This window comes from Lysinibacillus sp. YS11 (assembly GCF_002896375.1).
Lineage (GTDB): Bacteria > Bacillota > Bacilli > Bacillales_A > Planococcaceae > Lysinibacillus > Lysinibacillus capsici.
Map to the genome: position 1 here is coordinate 1,311,305 of NZ_CP026007.1, position 19,512 is coordinate 1,330,816.

Sequence of the window (19,512 nt, forward strand, 5' to 3'; positions counted from 1 at the left end):
GATTTTAATTTGGGTATAAAAAGCCTTGAACTCTAGCGAAACTTTCATCATTTCCAACAAAATAAATAATGTCCCCTTCTTCAAATGAGACATAAGGACCAGGGGATAGTAATAATTCATTGCCACGTCGAATACCAACGATAGTACTAGAAGTATTTTGCCAAAAATTTAAAGCTTGTACAGTTTGATGAATGCATGGACTATCAGCTGTCATTTCTAATTGATAGGGGATGAACGGATTGACTGACCGGTAATGCTCGGTGCGGCTAATTAGTTGCTTTGCCTTGTCTTGTAAATTAATCAATTCATGATGTTGCTTTTGAATACTTGTCAAAAGCTCATTTTGTATTTCATGAATCGATTGTACATCATGAAACTGTCTGACGAATTGAGCCGCTTTTTCATACGATTTTATAATTACGCCACTACCTTTTGAAGCTTCAACAATTTCTAAGTCTTGCAAAACGGCAATAGCTCTTCTTGCAGTCTCAGCAGAAACATTATATTGACTGGCAAGAGAGGATCTTGCATATATTTTATCGCCAATGCTGTATTTTCTTTCAACAATCTTGGAGGCAAGATCAATGGCTATTTGTTGATATTTTGGTTGCTTTAGTTGAACATTTTTTTCTAAGTTCATGTTAAACTTCCTTTCGTCATTACAGTACCACAGCTTATTATAGACTAGCCTGCACAGAAAAAATAGCATCTCCATAAGCTAGTAGTATATGATGAAAAAGTAATAATAAAATTATCATCCCTAATAATTATAATTAAAGAGTAATAGCTGTCGATTGACACTTTTTAGTTATTATTATAAACTAAGTTACGTTATGTAAGTGATGTGAAAATACATGTGCTCAGTTGGTGAATTTAGCCAACTGTTTCTATAGAAGGTTGGAGATTAATATGACAATTACAACTAAAGTGATGGACTTAGTAAAAGATAAAATGACGTTAGTAAAGCATACAAATACAGAGAATATTTGCCTAGTTGGACCAGTGAAATTACCTGTAAAACAAGGCGATTTTTCTGCAACTTTTCAATGGTATAACTGGCTTAAAATTGATGCGAATTTAACTAAAGAAGAAATCATTGATGGATTAGCCGCTGCTAATTTAGCATTTTTACAACAATCCTCTGTGCTTGTATATGGTGATTTTACCCATTCAGAAGATGCTTTAATCCGAATGCATAGTATTTGTCACACAGGCGACATATTTGGCAGCCAGCGTTGTGATTGTGGATACCAGTTGCATGAGTCTATGAAAATGATAGTTGAGCATGGCTGTGGTGCTATATTTTATTTAGCTGATCATGAAGGTCGTGGTATTGGACTATTCTCTAAATCTCTTGCTTATTTATTGCAAGAGGAAGGGCTCGATACAGTTGAAGCAAACCATGCACTTGGCTTCCCAGATGATACACGTTCTTATGACGAAGCACTTGCGGTATTAGCTACACTGCGTACCAAACCAGTAACACTTATTACAAATAATCCGAAGAAATTGGCTGCATTACAGGCTCGTGGCATGGCTGCGGAAGGGCATGTTCCTTTATGGGGCGGTTTGACAGAGACGAATCGTTTTTATTTAGAAACGAAAGTTGAAAAATCTGGACATATACGTGAAAAGCAATAGGTGGAGGTTGCGATGATGATGAATGTAGATGAAAAGTATATGCAACTGGCTTTGGATTTAGCAGCTAGTGCTAAAGGAAATACGAACCCTAATCCACTTGTTGGGGCTGTAATCGTGAAGAACGGTGTGATTGTAGGTACAGGTTTACACAGAAAAGCAGGGGAACCACATGCTGAAGTGCATGCTTTTCGAATGGCTGGAGAGCATGCACTGGGTGCTACGTTATATGTAACGTTAGAGCCTTGTTCACATTATGGTAAGACACCTCCTTGTGCCAATTTAGTGAAGGAATCTGGTGTCAGTCGAGTGGTAATTGCTATGCAAGATCCAAATCCAGCAGTAGCAGGTCGTGGCATCCAATTGCTACAAGATGCTGGAATAATGGTGGAAGTGGGGGTTTTAGAGCAACAAGCGCGCCGTTTAAATGAGCGTTTTATTCACAATATGCTTACGCATCGTCCTTTTGTTATTTCAAAATTTGCTATGACTCTAGATGGGAAAATTGCTACGCATACAGGACATTCAAAATGGGTAACTGGAGAGGGTGCACGTGAGGATGTTCACCATATTCGTCATGAAGTAGATGGAATTTTAGTTGGCGTGGGTACAGTCATTGCTGATAATCCTTCTTTAACAACAAGACTAAAAGAAGGATATGGAAAAAACCCAACACGTATTATTATGGATAGTTCTCTACGTACACCTGACAATGCAAATGTCTTGAATACAGAGGATGCACCAACGATTCTTGTTTGTAGTGACGACGTAAGCCAAGAAAAAATTCATTTATTTACAGAAAAAGGTGTTACAGTTTTACCCGTACAAAAAAATGAATATGGATTACAGATTGATGAGATGCTTGAAAAGCTTTATATACACGGCATAACAGATATTTTGCTAGAAGGTGGAAGTAAAATGAATGCTTCCTTTTTACAGCAAGGTGCAATCGATAAATATGTAGTATATATAGCACCTAAAGTTTTGGGTGGAAATCTATCGTTAACGCCGTTTGCTGGCTATAATCCCTCTCTCATGCATGAGGCATGGAATGTTGAGTTTGCATCATTTGATAAAATAGGCGAGGATTTGCGTATTATTGCCTATCCAAAGCAGGGTGAAAAAAAGTGAACTATCAAGCAGATGTCTGTATAGTAGGGGCAGGTCCTGCTGGTGCATTGTTATCCTACCTACTTGCTAAAAAAGGGCTGTCAGTGATTTTATTAGAGCAAAATGTAGCACTTGGTCAGGCATTTCGTGGCGAGCATTTAAATGAGGAAGGGGAGGCTGTTTTAAAAAGCCACCATCTTTTCGAAGCAGTCGAGGCACTCGGTATATTACGAATGGAGAAACTTGAGTATTATGCTGGTGGCAGAGCATTTAAAACAATTCTTCCAGATGAAGCAATAGGACATTTAGGCATTCATGTACCACAGGCAAATTTATTAAAAGGAATTTTACAAAAAGCACAGCTGTTCCCTAACTTTACATGCTTGCTACATACAAAGGTAACAAAGCTGATCGCGGATGCTACTGGTCATTATAGAGGCGTTATGGCGATAAAAAACGGAGACCCTATACAAATCGATAGTCAGTTAATTATCGGTGCAGATGGTCGTTATTCTACTATTCGTAAGCAAGCACATATTGATGTTCAGAAACAGAAGCATGGCTTTGATTTACTGTGGGCTAAAATTCCTGCGCCAGCTGATTGGGAACCATCCATAAAAATGGCACTCATCGATAATAAGCAGCTGTCATTGTTTACACAAGTTGGTGGTTATCTTCAAATAGGCTGGAATATTGAGCAAGGTAGTTTCCCTCAGCTTCGAAAACTAGCATTTACACCCTTTATCCAGCAGCTTGTGGAGGCATTTCCAGAATTAACGAAGACAGTGCAGGCACAGATAACTTCCTGGCAGGATTTTGTTTTGCTTGATGTCTTTAGTAGCCATTGTAATAGTTGGGGGACAAAGGGCCTTGTCTTGCTAGGGGACGCTGTTCATACAATGACACCAACAGGCGCTTTTGGGCTGAATAGTGCACTAAAAGATGCAGATTGTCTTGCATCATTGCTAAATAAAGACACACTAGCACAATTTAACGTACAATATTTTCAACAAATGCGTAAGCAAGCCATTGAGGAAGTATTAGCAAAACAAATTGAAAAAGAACAGACATTTGCTTCTAACTTTATAAACAAGGCTTCGTGAAAGGACGAACAACTAGATGAAGTTTGGCTTTGATATAGATGACACATTAATTGATTTACGAGCACATGCCTTTTCACTTTATAATAAAAAGCTTGGCAAAAAGGTTTCCTTTGAAACCTTTCAAGCGATACAACGAGTAGAAATTCATGAACCATTTGGATTAACAGATGAGGAAGGAACTGCCTTGTGGAATAGCGCATTGGAAGAGATCTATTTTACGGACTGTCCATCTTTTGATGGTGCTTTAAAAGCCCTCCAAGCTTTAGCAGAGCAGGGACATGACATTTACTATATTACATCTCGTCCAAAGCAATATTGTGCGCAAACAAAAGCTTGGATGGAGGCACAGGGCTTTCCAATAACAGACGGTCATTTTTTTTGTGGCATGCAAGATGCAGAAAAGGTAGCCATTATAAAAGAGCTTGCTTTAGATATTTATGTAGATGATAAACCAGCAGTACTTGAGACACTTCATGATGTGACAACTAAGGTAATCTTAAAGAATCAATCTTATAACCAGCATGTAAATCTTCCACGTTTATATGATTGGCAAGAGTTTCAAACGATGTTAACAAAATAAAGGATTGGTGCAACGACTAACCGTTGTACCAATCCTTTTTTGCTAAAATCGACTAAGTTTAAAGGTAGATAAATCTTGTTTACTTTTGCCTTCTATAATTAAATCTGCAAGAGCTTCTCCAACGGCACTACTAAATTTAAAGCCATGACCAGAAAAACCTGCAGCAATCACAATATTCTGATGTTCAGGTAAAAAGTCGATGATGAAATCTTCATCTGGTGTCATCGAATACTTACATGTTTTTCCGTATTTAAGCGTTCCATGCTGAGGCATAAACTGATCAATGAAGTTTTGTAAGTCAACAGCATCAGACGCATCAAACGGACGTAGAGGGTCGTTTGGATTAACCACATCACCACCATCGTGTCGTCCAAGTTTTAACCCCGCTCCATCAATACTTGGAAAGCCGTAGTAGGTTGAATCGGCAAATTCAAAGCAATAGGCAGGAAAAACTTCATCACGATACAGCTGCTCATCTGCCTCAAACCATGCAAAGGTTTTCCGCGTTGGTGTGACGGGTATGCTCACATCTACTGTTTGTAATAATTCTGTTGCCCATGCACCCGCCGTTACTATTAATTGCTTTGCTTTATAGCTATTATGTACTGTTTGTACCTGTACAATATCACCAGCTTGTATAGCCAATACTTTTTCATTTGTTCGGAGGCTTGCACCCGCCTCCAAGGCTAATTTTTTATAGGCGTGAATACATGCTTCAACACGAAGTACACCAGCAGTAGGTTCAAAGCAAGCAACTAAATTTTTTGGCAAGAATAACCCTGGCCATTTGTTCATTGCTTCAGCAGGTGAATAGTGTTCAAGCGCTAAATTATAGAGCGCAGCACTAGCCTTCACATTTTGAATGAAGGCACATGTTGGCTCTCCAATATTAACTACACCAGTTTGTAAAAATAAGCTTTCATTTGCTAAAGACTCTAGCTCTTGCCAAAGCTCGCCAGCTCTTTTTACAAAAGGTACATAGCTAGCTCCTTCACCATAGGCAAAGCGAATGATTCTTGTATCCCCATGATGACTACCTTCTTCATGGGGTGGAGTAAAGGCATCTAGCATAAGTACATTTTTTCCTTCCTTTGCTAAAAAGTAACCAGCCGCCATCCCCATGGAGCCAGCACCAACTATTATGACATCATAGTCCATTTTAATCCCTACTTTTTTACTCTAGTATAACAGATTTATAGGGAAGGAAACAGAATTTTTAGAAAATAAATAGACACAGCACCTGGAATCCGAATGGACTAGAGATGCTGTGCGTTGTAGATAGCTACTATTTTGAGCTTGGTAAAATTTTATTAAGGAAAATCGCTACGAGCGCAGCGGTTGCAATAGGCGAACCAAATAAATACTGCACGGTTGTAGGTAAGGAATACAGGAAATCATCAGGCAATAATGTCAATGCTAACGTTAAAATAACAGGAATCGCGATGACATACATTTCCTTTTCACCAATATGTTCATTTTTCATGACCTGTAAACCACTAATGGCTATTATGCCGCAGACGATCACAAATACACCACCAATAACAGCTGAAGGAATTGCTGAGATGAGTGCTGCTAATTTACCAGAGAAGCCGAAGACGATAAACCAAATACCTGCTGCTATAAAGACACGACGGCTCGCAATCCCAGTAATAGAGATAACACCTGCATTTGTTGAATAACCTGTCACAGGAGTGGAGCCAAGTAAAGAAGCAATAAAGCAGCCAATTCCTTCACCAATAACACCACGGTTAATTTGTTTATTTGTTAAAGGTTGGTCGATGACATTGCTAATGGCAAACCATGTTCCTGTTGTTTCAGCCATTAAGACAATATATATAATGACCATTGTGATAATAGCAGAAAAATTAAAGCTAAAACTAAAATCTGCAAATGGAAGTTGTGGCATGCTAAACCATTTGGCTTGCGATACAGGAGATAAATCTAAAACACCCATGATATTTGCTGCAATACTACCAGCAATTAAGGCGATGATGACAGAAGCAATTCGGAATAGACGTCCTTTTTGATGGAAGACTGTGCCTAACATGACACAAATAATTAATACGAATGCTGAGATAAGTGCTAAATAAATGTTTTGATTTATGGATGCGCCTGCACCATTAAAAATATTATCACTTAAACCAACAGGCATTAAGGACAATCCAACCACAAAGATAATCGTTCCACCAACAATTGGTGGAATAAATGTTTGGACAATTTTATTGAACATACCTGTATAGCCTAAAATAATAACCAAAATGGCTCCAATTAAACTAGCACCTAGCACAGTACTCCAACCTAAATCACCACTACCACTTGCTGCATAGATCCCAACAATGGCACCAAGTGGAACATAGGATGGACCTTGTGCCATCGGTAATTTCATACAAAAATGTGTTTGCACAATCGTCGCGACCCCAGCTGCAATAAAGGTTGATTGAATCAAGGCGCTTGCCTGACCAGTTTGTAGACCGATTAGCATGGCAATTAAAAGGGCACCACATAAACATCCATAGCCATAACATGCTGTAAACCGAGTAGAGCAGACTGACCGAACGAAATTTTTTCATCTGGTAACACGGTTAATTGTGTTTGTTTTGTTTGATTAGTTAGTTTTCTATGTTGTGTTTCCACGAAGTTGTCCACCTCAAAATGATAGATTTTTATTAGAGAATAAGAGAATGATTAGCCTCTCGTATGAACTTTATTTCCTTGCACCCATACCTCGCGGATATTTTCTGGGCGTACAAGATACATGATTTTTTGGAATATATCGTGTAAATCTTCATTTGGATCAAAAATCGGAAGCCTAGCAGTAGGAATTTTTGTATCGATAATTTGTACATCCCATGTATAGTTTTCCTGTAAACGGCCAATTGGAAGACTTAAGCTTTCTCCACCACCAGCTGTCGCTAGATAGAAGGCCTCATTTATTGTAATGCGTGAATTTGGGATACCACGCTTTTCGGCGGAAATGGTTGTATCTACACCATCCTCTAGCATTCTCGATGACATAACAGCTTGTCTTGCATTATCAAAAAGACTTGGAGAAAATCCGCCTGAAACATCTGAACCTAGTCCAATATCAACGCCCATTGCATGAAAGCGGGCGATTGGAATCACGCTGTTAGCAAAATAGGCATTAGAGATTGGACAATGACCTATGGCAGTGCCAGTTTCAGCAAATAATCTGGCATCCTCATCGCTTAAGAAATTACAATGAGCCATGACAGATTTTTCACCTAACAAACCAAAATTATGTAAAGCGACGGCATCATTTTTGTTGAATCGTTCTTTAACGTAGCTGTGCTCCCAGTCACTTTCACTACAGTGTGATTGGATATGTGTATCATACTTCGCAGCTAATTCACCTAAGCCCTTTAAGGCACCGTCTGTACAGCTTGGAATAAAGCGAGGAGTGACAACGGGGTAAACACCCTGTTTAGTCGTTTTGGCTAAATTTTTTACAGCTAAAATAAATTCCTCCGTATCCTCTAATGCGGTTTTTGTGTTTTCATCTCGATAAAAATCAGGATTCTGTTCAGGATCGTCCATGACCACTTTTCCGACTAATCCTCGTTGTCCCTTTTCAGCACAGATTTTCGCTAAAAGTACACTGGCCTCCTTATGGACCGTCGCAAAATATAATGATGTAGTTGTACCATTGGCAAGTAGTGTGCTTACTAAATCCTCATAAACTTCTTGAGCAAATACTAAATCGGAGAATTTTGATTCGATAGGGAAAGTATAGGTGTTTAACCAATCGTAAAGAGGAATGTCTAAAGCTGTCCCAGATTGTGCCCATTGAGGTGCATGTACATGCAAATCGACAAATCCCGGTAGGAAATATTGGCCTTCAGCTAATGCATGGAAGTTATTTTGATCTTGATATGTAATTAATAGTTGTTGGTAATCAGGTTGTTCGGGAGCGATAGTTTTAACAATCATACCGTCAGCATTAATGAAAAATAAATAATCCTTTAAAATGTGAACGTCAGTAGCAGATTTACTAGTAAAAGCTGTTCCTTTGAAAATACGCGTATATTCAGACATAAAAACCACCTTAATGTTCGTTTATTGATAATAACACGGATTATTATAGGCTATAAAAACTATTAAGTCTACAAAAAAACGAATATTAATATAATGACTAAAGAAATGCATGCACCTTTTTAACTACATTTTTACAGCTTTGACAAGCGTTGATAGATAATAAAAGAAGGCATCTATTTGAGAGTGCCTTCTTTCTATATGATCGATTCATTGATGATGTGAAGAAAATTATTAAAGGATGTGGAGTGATGCAATTCATTTTTTCTTGTACAAAGGTAAATCGGTCGTTGGATATCAATGTCCTTAATAAAAACGCGGGCAACTTGCTGCTGTAGAATAAAGCTAGAAGCTGCTATGGATGGTGCTAGCATTGTACCAAAACCTGCCGCAATGGCATGTATGGATTCATTAATCCCGTCTAGTTGTAAACCTACTTTCGGTGGAGGAATTTTATGCACTTTACATAGGGCATTTAAGTATTCTTTTGTGGAACTACCATCCTCCCTTGTGACGAAGGGCTGCTGCATAAGTTCTGCAAGCGATACTGTTTGACCTGCCAGATGATGATTGTACGGCACAATAAACCAATAATCCAAATTCATTAGAAATTGATAATTAATATCAGCATGATGTCCATCTTCTTTGACGATAAAAGCTAAATCAGCTTTATAATGGAGTAAATCCTCAATCACTTGCTGGGAATTGGCGGTCTTTAAATGAATATGTGTTGCTGGATAAACTTGTTTAAATTGAGCTAACCATTTAGGTAGTAAAAAATGGGAGGGAACATGCGTGGAGGCAATTTGCAGTTCTTCATTGCCCGTATTTTTAAGCTGTTCAACTTTATTTTCAATATCAGTTTCTAGATCAAATAAGCGCTGTGCCTGTTTGTATAAAAAAGTACCATTTTGTGTTAGCGAAATGCCCCTACCTTTGGCTTCTAGCAGTGTCAAGCCTAGTTCTTTCTCTAAATTTCGAATTTGAATGGTTACAGCAGGCTGACTTATCATAAGTGTCTGTGCCGCTTTGGAAACACTATTGAGTTCAGCCACCTTTGTAAATAAACGTAGAGCATGTAAATTCATGTCGTTACACCTTTCATAAATTTTTTTTATGCTTTTATATACATTATATATTAGATTTATTAATTTGCGCTCTGTATCCTTTTAATTACAGTAGAATATATGAGAGGGGGTTCATCATGAATCGACAACATATAGGAATTGTCTTTGGAGGAATTTTATTATTAGTTGTTGCTATGGGGATTAGTCGATTTGCCTTCACACCGATTCTACCCTTTATGCGTCATGATGTAGGGTTTTCATTGGAAGTGGCTGGTTTTTTAGCTTCAAGCAATTATATTGGTTATTTCATTGGCGCATTATGGGCAGGGTTCATTTATCGTCAACGTAAAAATGTTTTAATGGCAAGTGTTGTTACCAATGTCCTATCTGTTATATTAATGGGCTTAATAGAAGTGTATAGTGTTTGGCTAGTTCTGCGTTTAATTGCGGGCATTACAGGGGGCCTTATTTTTGTGTTAACATCGAGTATTATTATGGATTACTTGGCGAAGCATTCATTATCACGATGGTCTGGCTATGTATTTAGTGGTATAGGCTTAGGGATTGCTATTTCAGGTTTATGTGTACCTGCTATAGAAGCAAGATTTGCTTGGCAGGGTGCATGGTTAGGCTTAGGAATTTTATCAGCGATTTTTTTATTTATTACCTCTTATTTATGGAGAAGTTTAGTGGTGCAGGACATCACAAAAGTTACGAAATCTCTTGATACAAAAATGACAAAGGGTTTTATGCCATGGCTGATTTTATCCTATGGTTTAGAGGGGTTAGGCTATATTATTACAGGTACTTTTTTAGTCGATATTATTCATAATATTCCTTCTCTTCAAGCTTACTCTTCCTATAGCTGGGTCATTGTGGGGCTCGCGGCTATTCCATCAGCTCCTGTTTGGACGGTCTTATTAGAGAAGTTTTCAGCTATAAAAATTTTGTTTGTGGCATACATACTGCAAGTGGTTGGTATCCTGTTACCTGTTTTTGCACAAACGGTATGGAGCGTTTTATTAGCATCTTTTTTATTCGGTCTAACCTTTGTAGGAATTGTCACGCTAACTACTTCCTATGCACGACAGCTATTCCCGACAAAGAGCGGATTCGTTGTTTCTTTATTAACAACCTTTTATGCTTTTGGACAAATTATCGGACCGATTATCGCAGGAAAACTGGTTGAAGTTTATAGTAGCTATAAAGCAGCACTTATATTTGCTGGTGTCATAGTGTTTCTTGCATTGCTCGTTATGGTAATTGGTAGATGGCTAACTGTAAAAAAAGAAGCTGTTGCTGAACATACAATTTCTATATAACGCATAAAAGCCAGAGATCCTATTTGGATTTCTGGCTTTATCATTTACTTAAAGAAGCCGTGCCTCTATCTACATGATATTAAAAAATAAAATAAAAGTCTATATATTTTTTCTTTATATGGAAAAATAGACAAGTGCACACAGGACGTAACGTTACGATTTTACTTTGAAATGGGGACTGTAAATGAACACAGAACAAGCTATTCAACGCTGGAATCGATATGCGGAAAGGTATACAGCAAACTACGATGAGCAGGGGGATATTCATCGTGTCGTACTGTTAAATCCCACTATCTTTTCTTTGCTAGGTGAGGTAGATGGAAACCATCTATTAGATGCAGGATGTGGAGAAGGCTATTTAAGCAGATTACTGGTAAAGAAGGGTGCAAGAGTAACAGCTGTTGATTTTTCACAAAAAATGCTAGACATTGCTATGGAAAGAACACCACAGCAGGAAGCTATTCAATTTTTACACGGGAATTGTGAAAATTTATCCTTTTTAGCAGATGAACAATTTGATGGTATTGTTTCAAATATGGTTCTCCAAGATTTAGAGGATTATCAGGCTGCTCTATGTGAGATGTTTCGATTATTAAAACCTAATCGCACTTTTATTTTTTCGATTTTACATCCATGCTTTGTGACACCAAATAGTGGATGGATGAGACATGAGCAGCTAGATCAACAGTATTGGAAAGTCCAACGTTATTTTTATGAAGGGGAGTATCACCAGCTAGATGCTGACCCACCAATAGTTCTATACCACCGAACATTAACAAGCTATGTGCAAGCAATTAGGCAAGCTGGATTTACTATTGAGACTATTGTAGAGCCCAAGCCATCACAAGACATGCTAAAGAAGTACCCTCAATTTGCGGAAGATTTGCATTGTGCAGATTTTATTGTTTTTAAATTAAAGAAATAAAGGAGAAGTACCGATGCGTTTATTTCATGTCAGTGAAGACCCTACTATTATGATTTTTCATCCTCGACTGCCTGAGCGACCAGATTTAGATGCCAAAAAAGGGCTAGTATGGGCAATCAACGAAAGATGCCTGCCAAACTATTTAACGCCAAGAGATTGTCCGCGTGTCTGCTTTCATGCAGGAGATCAAACAACAGAGCAGGACAGACAGCAATATCTACATCAAGCTTCACATGTAGTAGTCATAGAAAACAAGTGGTGGGAAGTATTGAAAACTACAAGTCTTTACCTATATGAGTTTGATAGTAATGGATTCACTTTACAGGATGATATTGCGGGCTATTATACGAGTGAAATAACACAAATGCCCATCCATGTCTCAGAGATCAATGATATAGCTAAAGCATTATTGGAGCGCAATGTTGAATTGCAAATCGTGGATAGCTTATGGGAAATACATGATAAAATCCAAACTACAAGCTTAAATTGGTCCATGTGCAGAATGCGCTTTGCACAACCAAGATTCTAAAAACAAGCCTCGTTATGCACCTATTGCATGGACGAGGCTTATTTATTATTAGACAGTCGATGTTTGTTCAATTGGTGCTGAAGAGATATTGACTAATTTCTTATCTTGATATGTAAAAATATAATCATAGTTTGCTGTTTCATTGAGCATCTTAGGTAAATAATATTTTAAGTCCGCAATACCTACATTTTCAGGGTGTAAAATCCAAGTAAGCTCCTTCCAATCAAGAATGCCCTCAGCAACCTTTATCGGTGTTACATATGGAAAAGATTCAGGTAGTTCCGCTATAAACGCATACATACAGCCATAGTTAACAACCCCATCTGTCCAGGTTATTTTACCCTTATAGGTAATATCCTCAACCGTGATGCCTGTTTCTTCTTTAATTTCTCGTAAGGCACCAGCTAATGGTGTTTCATCCTGTTCAATTTTGCCACCAACACCATTCCATGCGCCCATCCACTGAGGCTTATCTCTATTCAATAAAAGGATATAATCTCCCTTCTTCAGAAAACAGATTGTAAATTCAGCCAAGTTTGTTCCTCCTTTTCTTTAGTTATCTGAATTGGCAGGAGACCAGGCAGTCTGCTGACTCCAATGATTTGCTTGTTTTAAAATTTCCCATATGATCGATTCTTTAGATTTTGTATAAAGTTGACGATTATATTGGTATTTCTTAGCCAATTCATATTTTACCTGCTCATAGCGACGACAGTAATCTGGATGACGGCGCAAAAAATCTCGAAATAATAAGGCTAGCTGCTCTGCCCAACTACCAGCCTGTCGAACATGAATATGTACCCGTCTATCTCTAGGAGCCTCTCGAAAATAGCGTTTAGACTTGTCTGGATTTTCTGCTCGATAACTAAAACCTAGAGATTCTAATGGAGCTTTAAATGCTGCCAATGGTGTAAACGATGCGACGGATATTTGTATATCAATTACAGGCTTTGCTGCTAGCCCTGTTACAGCAGTTGAGCCAATATGATCAATTCTCAGCGCTATGTTTCCTAAGACCTCCCGTAATTGACAGCCTATGCTATGAAATTCCTTAGCCCATTCATCTGTATAAGGTAAAATCAAAATAGGATCAAGCATTTTATCTCCTCCCTTGGTCTTCATAAAATTATTGTAGCACGCGTGTTATAGTGGAATAAAGATAGTAGAGGGAGTGTGAAAAAGATGATTTTAATAAGTGCTTGCTTAGCAGGTTTAAATGTTCGTTATAATGGCACAAACAGTCTAGATAAAAAAATACAAAAGCTTGTGTTAGAAAATAAAGCTGTCACGGTTTGCCCAGAGCTGATGGGAGGCTTTTCAACGCCCCGCGAACCGGCTGAAATTGTAGGTGGCAATGGACAAGATGTACTTGATGGCAACGCAACAGTGGTTGAAAGTTCTGGACGAGATGTCACAGATTTATATCTGAAGGGAGCCTATGCAGCCTTACAAAAAGCACTTGAGGTAGGGGCAACTCATGTCATTTTAAAGGAATATAGCCCATCCTGTGGCAGTGCAAAGATTTATAACGGTGCGTTTATTGGAACAAAATTAGCTGGCGAAGGAGTAACTACGGCATTGCTTCGAAGAAACAATATCGTCGTGCTATCTGAAGAGAATTTTTTTGAATGATTAAAGAGAGGCCCCTAAACTAGTAGGGGCCAAATTTATTTATTCAACAATTAATATGCGAGGCGACGTTTTAGCAATTATTTTGGTCGAAATCCAGCCGCCAAAAATGGCAGCTATTACACTTACAAAGCTTATACCGATACTTGTTGGCCAGTTTATAACAAGCGGTAGTTCGAGTAAGCCATAATCTAAAATAATTGACTGAAGTGCAAGAGGAATTAATTTTATCCCGATAAAGATTCCTGCTAATGCACCTATTATGGATAGAATTAAAATACCGATTGTAATCGACCATCTAATATTTGTAGAGGTCATTCCAATCGATTTATAAATGCCATACGTGCTACTTTCTTTTCTAACATTAATTCGTGATACACTAAAAATAATGATGCAGGTTACGATGATAAATAAAATACCAACGATTGAAAGGGGAATGACTAAAACGGCCACGACTTCTTTAAAGACGGCATCTAATAATAGCTGTTGTGTGACAGCTGATACTGAACTTTTAAAGTGCGTATTTAAATCCTCAACGAATGGCGTAGCGACTGTTTCATCTAAAAGATTAATCATACTTACTTCTGAAGTAGTGTAGGTAGTATTATAAACTTTAATAACCTCTGCTGTAATCCTTGCTGAATTCGACATATTTGCTATCGATTGATAGATTCCGGTCACAATAAGAAAATGCGGTTTCCCCTCAAGATAAACTTCTACAATATCGCCTAAATTTTTATTTAAAGCGCGAGCGACATTGAGTCCAATCGCGATTTCGTTCTTACTGATTGGATTACGGCCAGACATTGTCACATAGCCAGCGGCATCAAAGCTACCCTCAATCACATTGACATTAATATTTAATGGGGGATTGCTGTCATTAGGAAGTATGCCTGTGAATTGATCAAGCCATGCATGATCTTTAACCCGTTCATCAGCCATTAAAAAATCTTCAAATTGTTGTTTTGTAAAAGTTTCTTTATTAGATACAGTTACTACTACATGTGAGGCATCATATCCCCATGAAGGAGATGTTTCTTTGATGGAAATAAAGCTATTTAATATGACTACACTAAAGACTAGTATGGCAGACGTAATGGAAGTAAGTGCAATAACAAGAATGGAACTTTTTATGTTTTTTGTGATACTTTTAAGACCAATTTGAAGTTGAATCGGTAGACTGCTTAATCGAAATAATCTATTCGAGCTGTTTCTGCGCCGATTCATTTTACTATTTGCACTTTCTGACATCCCATATTTGATGGCCTGAACAGGCTCTACATTTCGCGCCTTGTGTGAGTAGAAATAGGCAGTGAGTAGCACGATGCCAAATAAGATGAGAGCAATCACTATGTTAAATAGAGTATCTTGATGTATGGTTAAATGATTTCCTGCCTTCATATATGATAAGGAGCTTTCTATAATTATTCTGGAAAGGAATTTACTAATGATGATGCCAGGTATAATCGCGACAGCAGATAACAATCCGAATTGTAATACGTAAGTGATACTTATCTCTCGAGAAGAAAGACCCAATGATTTTATAACGCCTATTGTTCTGTAATTCGTTAAAATGGCATCGGAAATGCTAAAACCAATAACAAACAAGGAAACCAAAAGCATAGCTATACCAAAGGCGATCATAATAAAGCCAATGATTTTATTAATGATCAAATAAAAAGAAGCTATTTCTTCATATTCCATTTTAGATTCAAGATAAGGTCCCTGCAGATACTTTTCAAAATCACCCCAATAATTGGTGTTTTGCTGATAGTCATTAAAGCGTAATGCCATCATGTACTGATCAGAACCTGTCATGGTTGCTAAATGCTGTTGATAATCAGTATTGTTCATCCAGATACGAGCATTTGTTGTAAAAGGGCCTCCGTATGGCATATCAACCACAATACCTGACACTGTTAAATTAAACGTGCTCTCACCTGTATGAAATTCAATTGCATCACCGAGCGAAATGGTAGCGCTTGATGCCAATGATGTGGGAATCCAAATGGTACCCTTAGGAGGAGAGAGTTGCTTTTCACCCTCAGAAAATAGTAATTGATCAATCATAAACGGTGTATTTGGCGTATTCATCATAAATAAATAGATATTGGATATTTCTTTCCCATTGAAGGTAAATCTAGATAAATTTCTATAGGGTATGAGACTAGAAGTAGTCACGCCTGGTTGCTCCTGCCACCATTCGTTTACAGCAATCGGGTTATGAATATTGTTACCCATTGTTAAAATTTGATGGGCACCATTTGAATCATGATGGGCTTTTTCAAAAATATTGTTTGTATTGGTCAGTATAGTGACAGAAGTCGCCAGTAAAAGTGTTGATAAAAAAATAAGGACAACCATCAGTCCATTTTGTATTTTCCGTTTTCTTATATAGGAAGAGCAAATGGTTATAATCGCGTACATTTTTTACTCCTTCCCGGCAACATAAGAAAAGATAATGTGTTCCCGTTCTTGTATGCTGGTATGTTCATATTTTTCAAAGTTTAAGATCCCATCTATTTTTCCATCCTGAATGATGATTAGACGATTCGCACGACAAGCTGCCTTCATATCATGTGTAATCATGACAATGGATTGCCCATTTCTATTTAAATTCGTTAAGGTATCTAATACTGCTACACCTTGATCAAAATTTAAACTACCAGTAGGTTCATCTGCAAATAACACTTCAGGATTGTTGACCAACGCTCTAGCAATGGCAGCTCTTTGTTGCTGTCCACCTGATGTTTGAGAGGGTAATCGATTTCGTTGCTTTTCAAGTCCCATTAAACTTAGTAGTTGCTCCGCTTTTTGTATGACTTCCTTTTTATTTTTTTCGCGATGTATCCAGGAAGAGCAATATTCTCTAGTAGCGTCATATCTGGAATGAGATTGCTACTTTGATAGATATAGCCAACCTTCTGTGAACGCAAAGTAGCTAACTTTCGTTCAGAAAAGGTATCAAGTTTTTCTCCCTGAAAATAAACTTCACCTGCTGTAAGGGCATCAAGCCCACTTAAAAGATAAAGAAGCGTTGATTTACCAGAACCAGAATTCCCCATAAAAACGGTGAAATCCCCTTTATAAATGTCGACATTCATATTCTTAATAGCATGGAATTGTTCGCTGCCGGTTGAATAGGTTTTACATAAATTTTGGGCTCGAATCAGTATCTCTTTTTCCATGATAAGGCCTCCTTAACTCATTTTCTTTAGTGTAATATGTAATTATTAGTAAGTCCTTATGAAATTATTAATAAATTCTTACAGACAGAGTAACCTTTCTTAATAGTAAACGTTATAATATGCGATTTAATAGATGAAATAAATAAGGAGGTTTGAGATATGCCCTTAACATTTGCTCATCCAGCGGCAGTCTTACCTTTTTCTCGAAAAAGTAAATATATTCATTTTTCTGCATTAGTTTTAGGAAGTATGGCTCCAGATTTTGAATATTATTTAAGAGGTCGGCCAATAGGGGAGATTGGTCATACCTTTGTAGGGTTCTTTTTATTCAATCTGCCACTCGTTCTTTTCATCTATTTGATTTATCAACGGTTTATCCAACAGCCAATCATGAGCCATTTACCAGAGTTTTTACAAGCTACAGAAAGCCATCAAATTGCAGGAAATAACATATGGAAAGTATTTGTTTTTGGCTACTCTGCATTGCTGGGTATGTTAACACATGTCATATGGGATTCATTTACACATCAAAATGGGCTTATGGTGACAAAACTTCGAGTTCTTACTCAAACATATACTTTCTTTGGCTATCAAATACCGATTTATAAATTTCTACAACACGGGAGTACCTTGTTTGGCATTGTGTTAATCTTTGGATATGTATATTACAGAGCAACTTTAAGCAAAGATAAAAAAATACCAGCTATATCGCCACGGAAAAAACGCATCTTTTGGAGTTTACTAGCTGTTTTAACGCTCGGATATGTATGTCTATGGCAGCTTATTAACGGCATTCCTTTAAGAAGTTATGGAATATGGGTTGTCCGTATTATCGATTCATTTTTTGGTAGTATACTTACCCTTTCTTTCTTTTTAGCATATAAGAAAAGAACGTTGAAAGAAAAAAAGACTTCCTAAAACGGGAGTCTTTTTACGAGATGGGGAGTATAAGTGTAAAGGTAGTGCCTTCATTAGGCTTACTATGAAATGAAATGGACCCATGGTGCGCTTCCATAATATGCTGACAAATGGATAGGCCAAGTCCTGCTCCTTCATTTTTAATGACTGATTCACTTCCAGGCTGCCGACCTCTAAAGTAACGTTCAAAAATAAAAGGCATATCTTCGGGAAGCATTCCATTACCAGTATCTATTACTTGGATATAGAGTGATTGATTTTCGATATAGGTAGTAATGGTGATGGTATCTTCATGAGAAGAATGTTTTAACGCATTGGTAATAAGGTTGGAGATCACCTGCTCTAGTCGATCAGCATCTACTAGAATAAGGACATTCGGAATACTAGTAGGTCTTATAAAATGAATATTTGTTGTTTGGACATAATATTGAATTGGTTTCAGAATGTTTGTAAGAACGTCTTGGCTATATTGTTCTTTTAAATGGATCGGGATATGACCAAGCTCCTTTAAGGTATGAATAAATAAATCATCAACTAGCCTCGACATCTTATCTGTATTAGACTGCATGATTTGAATATAGGCCATAAGCGAATCTTCATCTCGACAAATACCCTCTGAAATAGCGTCTAAATATGCTTTGATTGTGGTTAAGGGAGTTCTCACTTCATGAGATATATTAGAAATGAGCTTCTTTTGAGTTTGCTCTTGTTCATTGTGCTGGATGGCTAACTGTTTAATCTCTAATCGCATTTGATCAAATACTGCATACAATTCACCAATCTCATCCATTTTCGAGTGGATGGTAATTTGTTCGTAATTTCCTTTTACAATTTCCTCTGTGTTGTCCTTTAGCTCATCTAAAGGCTTTAAAATATCTTTATGAACTTTCCTTACTATGAATAGGGCAAGGCAAATGATCAAAAGGCTCAAGAAGCCAATAAAGACTAATAAAAGAATCGAGTTGGAATTAGTCTGTTTTAAAGGAAAGAGAATGTCTTTGTTCAGGGAAAAAATAGCATTACCTATCTGTTCATTGCTTTCTCCATTCATAATCGGAAAGGTTATATTAATCTTTCCAGGCTCTTGTTGTGAGGTAAATAAATCATAATGTATATCATGTTTAATATGAATAGTAGTTGAAACATCATTCTTAATTGAAGTGTAACTTACTGTTCCATCTAGTTGAACTACTGTAATATCAATATTCTTGTCATCACTCATTTGTTGTAGCGTGCTACGTACAGCTGAATCTAATGCGAAATTTGGAAAATGATCTTCTATGTACAATAATAATGGATTTACTGATAAACGAATTTGATTAATAACATATTTATCTTGTGATTCTTCTTGAGAGGTCTCTGTTGCAAAGTATAGTGAAAGGACAACGATAAACAATAATACAACACAGATTAATAGGGTCCATAACCACTTATTCATCCAATTTTTTAGGTA

Annotated in this window: 17 protein-coding genes and 2 pseudogenes; 9 read left to right on the plus strand and 10 right to left on the minus strand. The window is 37.4% G+C overall.

Features of this window, described 5'->3' with window-relative positions:
* Positions 1-4: 4 nt before the first annotated feature.
* Positions 5-640, minus strand: a complete 636-nt coding sequence (locus LBYS11_RS06165; RefSeq protein ID WP_103117656.1) for a GntR family transcriptional regulator — start codon at positions 638-640, stop codon at positions 5-7.
* A 269-nt stretch (positions 641-909) separates the two neighbouring features.
* On the opposite strand from LBYS11_RS06165, the gene LBYS11_RS06170 reads away from it, so the two are divergent.
* Genes LBYS11_RS06170 through LBYS11_RS06185 form a run of 4 tightly spaced genes read left to right on the plus strand, consistent with a single transcriptional unit; the run spans position 910 to position 4,431 of the window.
* Positions 910-1,641, plus strand: coding sequence for a GTP cyclohydrolase II (locus tag LBYS11_RS06170; protein ID WP_048391249.1), 732 nt, complete (start codon positions 910-912; stop codon positions 1,639-1,641).
* A gap of 15 nt (positions 1,642-1,656) precedes the next feature.
* Positions 1,657-2,769 (plus strand): bifunctional diaminohydroxyphosphoribosylaminopyrimidine deaminase/5-amino-6-(5-phosphoribosylamino)uracil reductase RibD, encoded by a 1,113-nt coding sequence (gene ribD, locus LBYS11_RS06175; protein WP_082148121.1) that lies wholly within the window; start codon positions 1,657-1,659, stop codon positions 2,767-2,769.
* Positions 2,766-3,851, plus strand: coding sequence for an FAD-dependent monooxygenase (locus LBYS11_RS06180; protein ID WP_066036620.1), 1,086 nt, complete (start codon positions 2,766-2,768; stop codon positions 3,849-3,851). The genes ribD and LBYS11_RS06180 overlap by 4 nt, the downstream gene beginning before the upstream one ends.
* A gap of 16 nt (positions 3,852-3,867) precedes the next feature.
* Entirely contained in the window at positions 3,868-4,431 is a 564-nt protein-coding gene (locus tag LBYS11_RS06185) for a 5' nucleotidase, NT5C type (protein WP_066036621.1), read from the plus strand.
* A 42-nt stretch (positions 4,432-4,473) separates the two neighbouring features.
* On the opposite strand, the gene solA is transcribed toward LBYS11_RS06185, so the two are convergent.
* The 4 genes and pseudogenes from solA to LBYS11_RS06205 form a co-directional block, all read right to left on the minus strand.
* Complete coding sequence (gene solA / locus LBYS11_RS06190; protein WP_103117657.1) at positions 4,474-5,589, minus strand: N-methyl-L-tryptophan oxidase; 1,116 nt, start codon at positions 5,587-5,589, stop codon at positions 4,474-4,476.
* Between the two features lie 127 nt (positions 5,590-5,716).
* Positions 5,717-7,065: pseudogene (locus LBYS11_RS06195) on the minus strand (uracil-xanthine permease family protein).
* A 51-nt stretch (positions 7,066-7,116) separates the two neighbouring features.
* Positions 7,117-8,484, minus strand: a complete 1,368-nt coding sequence (gene guaD / locus LBYS11_RS06200; protein ID WP_103117658.1) for a guanine deaminase — start codon at positions 8,482-8,484, stop codon at positions 7,117-7,119.
* Between the two features lie 194 nt (positions 8,485-8,678).
* Positions 8,679-9,569, minus strand: a complete 891-nt coding sequence (locus LBYS11_RS06205; protein ID WP_054550626.1) for a LysR family transcriptional regulator — start codon at positions 9,567-9,569, stop codon at positions 8,679-8,681.
* 116 nt (positions 9,570-9,685) lie between these two features.
* On the opposite strand from LBYS11_RS06205, the gene LBYS11_RS06210 reads away from it, so the two are divergent.
* From LBYS11_RS06210 to LBYS11_RS06220, 3 genes are all read left to right on the plus strand, one after another.
* The gene (locus LBYS11_RS06210; RefSeq protein WP_103117659.1) at positions 9,686-10,870 is read left to right on the plus strand and encodes a YbfB/YjiJ family MFS transporter; all 1,185 of its coding nucleotides are present in this window, start codon (positions 9,686-9,688) and stop codon (positions 10,868-10,870) included.
* Positions 10,871-11,054: 184 nt separating this feature from the next.
* Positions 11,055-11,795: a class I SAM-dependent methyltransferase gene (locus LBYS11_RS06215; RefSeq protein WP_103117660.1), complete on the plus strand. Its 741-nt coding sequence runs from the start codon at positions 11,055-11,057 to the stop codon at positions 11,793-11,795.
* Positions 11,796-11,808: 13 nt separating this feature from the next.
* Complete coding sequence (locus LBYS11_RS06220; protein WP_103117661.1) at positions 11,809-12,324, plus strand: DUF6886 family protein; 516 nt, start codon at positions 11,809-11,811, stop codon at positions 12,322-12,324.
* A 48-nt stretch (positions 12,325-12,372) separates the two neighbouring features.
* On the opposite strand, the gene LBYS11_RS06225 is transcribed toward LBYS11_RS06220, so the two are convergent.
* Together LBYS11_RS06225 and LBYS11_RS06230 are read right to left on the minus strand one after the other, a co-directional pair.
* Positions 12,373-12,858: an NUDIX hydrolase gene (locus tag LBYS11_RS06225; RefSeq protein ID WP_048391232.1), complete on the minus strand. Its 486-nt coding sequence runs from the start codon at positions 12,856-12,858 to the stop codon at positions 12,373-12,375.
* An 18-nt stretch (positions 12,859-12,876) separates the two neighbouring features.
* Positions 12,877-13,422, minus strand: a complete 546-nt coding sequence (locus LBYS11_RS06230; RefSeq protein ID WP_103117662.1) for a GrpB family protein — start codon at positions 13,420-13,422, stop codon at positions 12,877-12,879.
* 84 nt (positions 13,423-13,506) lie between these two features.
* Between LBYS11_RS06230 and LBYS11_RS06235 the strand changes: the two genes are divergently transcribed.
* Positions 13,507-13,956 carry a 2-thiouracil desulfurase family protein gene (locus LBYS11_RS06235; protein ID WP_103117663.1) on the plus strand — a complete coding sequence of 150 codons (450 nt, stop codon included), beginning with the start codon at positions 13,507-13,509 and terminating at the stop codon, positions 13,954-13,956.
* A gap of 39 nt (positions 13,957-13,995) precedes the next feature.
* Here LBYS11_RS06235 and LBYS11_RS06240 read toward each other — a convergent pair whose 3' ends face one another.
* Together LBYS11_RS06240 and LBYS11_RS06245 are read right to left on the minus strand one after the other, a co-directional pair.
* A complete protein-coding gene (locus tag LBYS11_RS06240; RefSeq protein WP_103117664.1) occupies positions 13,996-16,380 on the minus strand; it encodes an ABC transporter permease in 2,385 nt (794 codons plus the stop codon).
* Positions 16,381-16,383: 3 nt separating this feature from the next.
* Positions 16,384-17,141: pseudogene (locus tag LBYS11_RS06245) on the minus strand (ABC transporter ATP-binding protein).
* Between the two features lie 159 nt (positions 17,142-17,300).
* Here LBYS11_RS06245 and LBYS11_RS06250 point away from each other — a divergent pair.
* On the plus strand, positions 17,301-18,059 hold the full coding sequence (locus tag LBYS11_RS06250) for a DUF4184 family protein (protein WP_103117665.1): 759 nt from the start codon (positions 17,301-17,303) through the stop codon (positions 18,057-18,059).
* A 13-nt stretch (positions 18,060-18,072) separates the two neighbouring features.
* Here LBYS11_RS06250 and LBYS11_RS06255 read toward each other — a convergent pair whose 3' ends face one another.
* Positions 18,073-19,497 (minus strand): sensor histidine kinase, encoded by a 1,425-nt coding sequence (locus tag LBYS11_RS06255; RefSeq protein ID WP_233732503.1) that lies wholly within the window; start codon positions 19,495-19,497, stop codon positions 18,073-18,075.
* Between the last annotated feature and the right edge of the window lie 15 nt (positions 19,498-19,512).

What these genes read in the sequence shown, in the direction of transcription:
- LBYS11_RS06255 (WP_233732503.1), bottom strand. Translation starts at nt 19,497, where the DNA reads ATGAATAAGTGGTTATGGACCCTATTAATCTGTGTTGTATTATTGTTT.
- guaD (WP_103117658.1), bottom strand. Translation starts at nt 8,484, where the DNA reads ATGTCTGAATATACGCGTATTTTCAAAGGAACAGCTTTTACTAGTAAA.
- ribD (WP_082148121.1), top strand. Translation starts at nt 1,657, where the DNA reads ATGATGAATGTAGATGAAAAGTATATGCAACTGGCTTTGGATTTAGCA.
- LBYS11_RS06250 (WP_103117665.1), top strand. Translation starts at nt 17,301, where the DNA reads ATGCCCTTAACATTTGCTCATCCAGCGGCAGTCTTACCTTTTTCTCGA.
- LBYS11_RS06220 (WP_103117661.1), top strand. Translation starts at nt 11,809, where the DNA reads ATGCGTTTATTTCATGTCAGTGAAGACCCTACTATTATGATTTTTCAT.
- LBYS11_RS06210 (WP_103117659.1), top strand. Translation starts at nt 9,686, where the DNA reads ATGAATCGACAACATATAGGAATTGTCTTTGGAGGAATTTTATTATTA.
- LBYS11_RS06240 (WP_103117664.1), bottom strand. Translation starts at nt 16,380, where the DNA reads ATGTACGCGATTATAACCATTTGCTCTTCCTATATAAGAAAACGGAAA.
- LBYS11_RS06215 (WP_103117660.1), top strand. Translation starts at nt 11,055, where the DNA reads ATGAACACAGAACAAGCTATTCAACGCTGGAATCGATATGCGGAAAGG.
- solA (WP_103117657.1), bottom strand. Translation starts at nt 5,589, where the DNA reads ATGGACTATGATGTCATAATAGTTGGTGCTGGCTCCATGGGGATGGCG.
- LBYS11_RS06170 (WP_048391249.1), top strand. Translation starts at nt 910, where the DNA reads ATGACAATTACAACTAAAGTGATGGACTTAGTAAAAGATAAAATGACG.
- LBYS11_RS06230 (WP_103117662.1), bottom strand. Translation starts at nt 13,422, where the DNA reads ATGCTTGATCCTATTTTGATTTTACCTTATACAGATGAATGGGCTAAG.
- LBYS11_RS06165 (WP_103117656.1), bottom strand. Translation starts at nt 640, where the DNA reads ATGAACTTAGAAAAAAATGTTCAACTAAAGCAACCAAAATATCAACAA.
- LBYS11_RS06185 (WP_066036621.1), top strand. Translation starts at nt 3,868, where the DNA reads ATGAAGTTTGGCTTTGATATAGATGACACATTAATTGATTTACGAGCA.
- LBYS11_RS06205 (WP_054550626.1), bottom strand. Translation starts at nt 9,569, where the DNA reads ATGAATTTACATGCTCTACGTTTATTTACAAAGGTGGCTGAACTCAAT.
- LBYS11_RS06235 (WP_103117663.1), top strand. Translation starts at nt 13,507, where the DNA reads ATGATTTTAATAAGTGCTTGCTTAGCAGGTTTAAATGTTCGTTATAAT.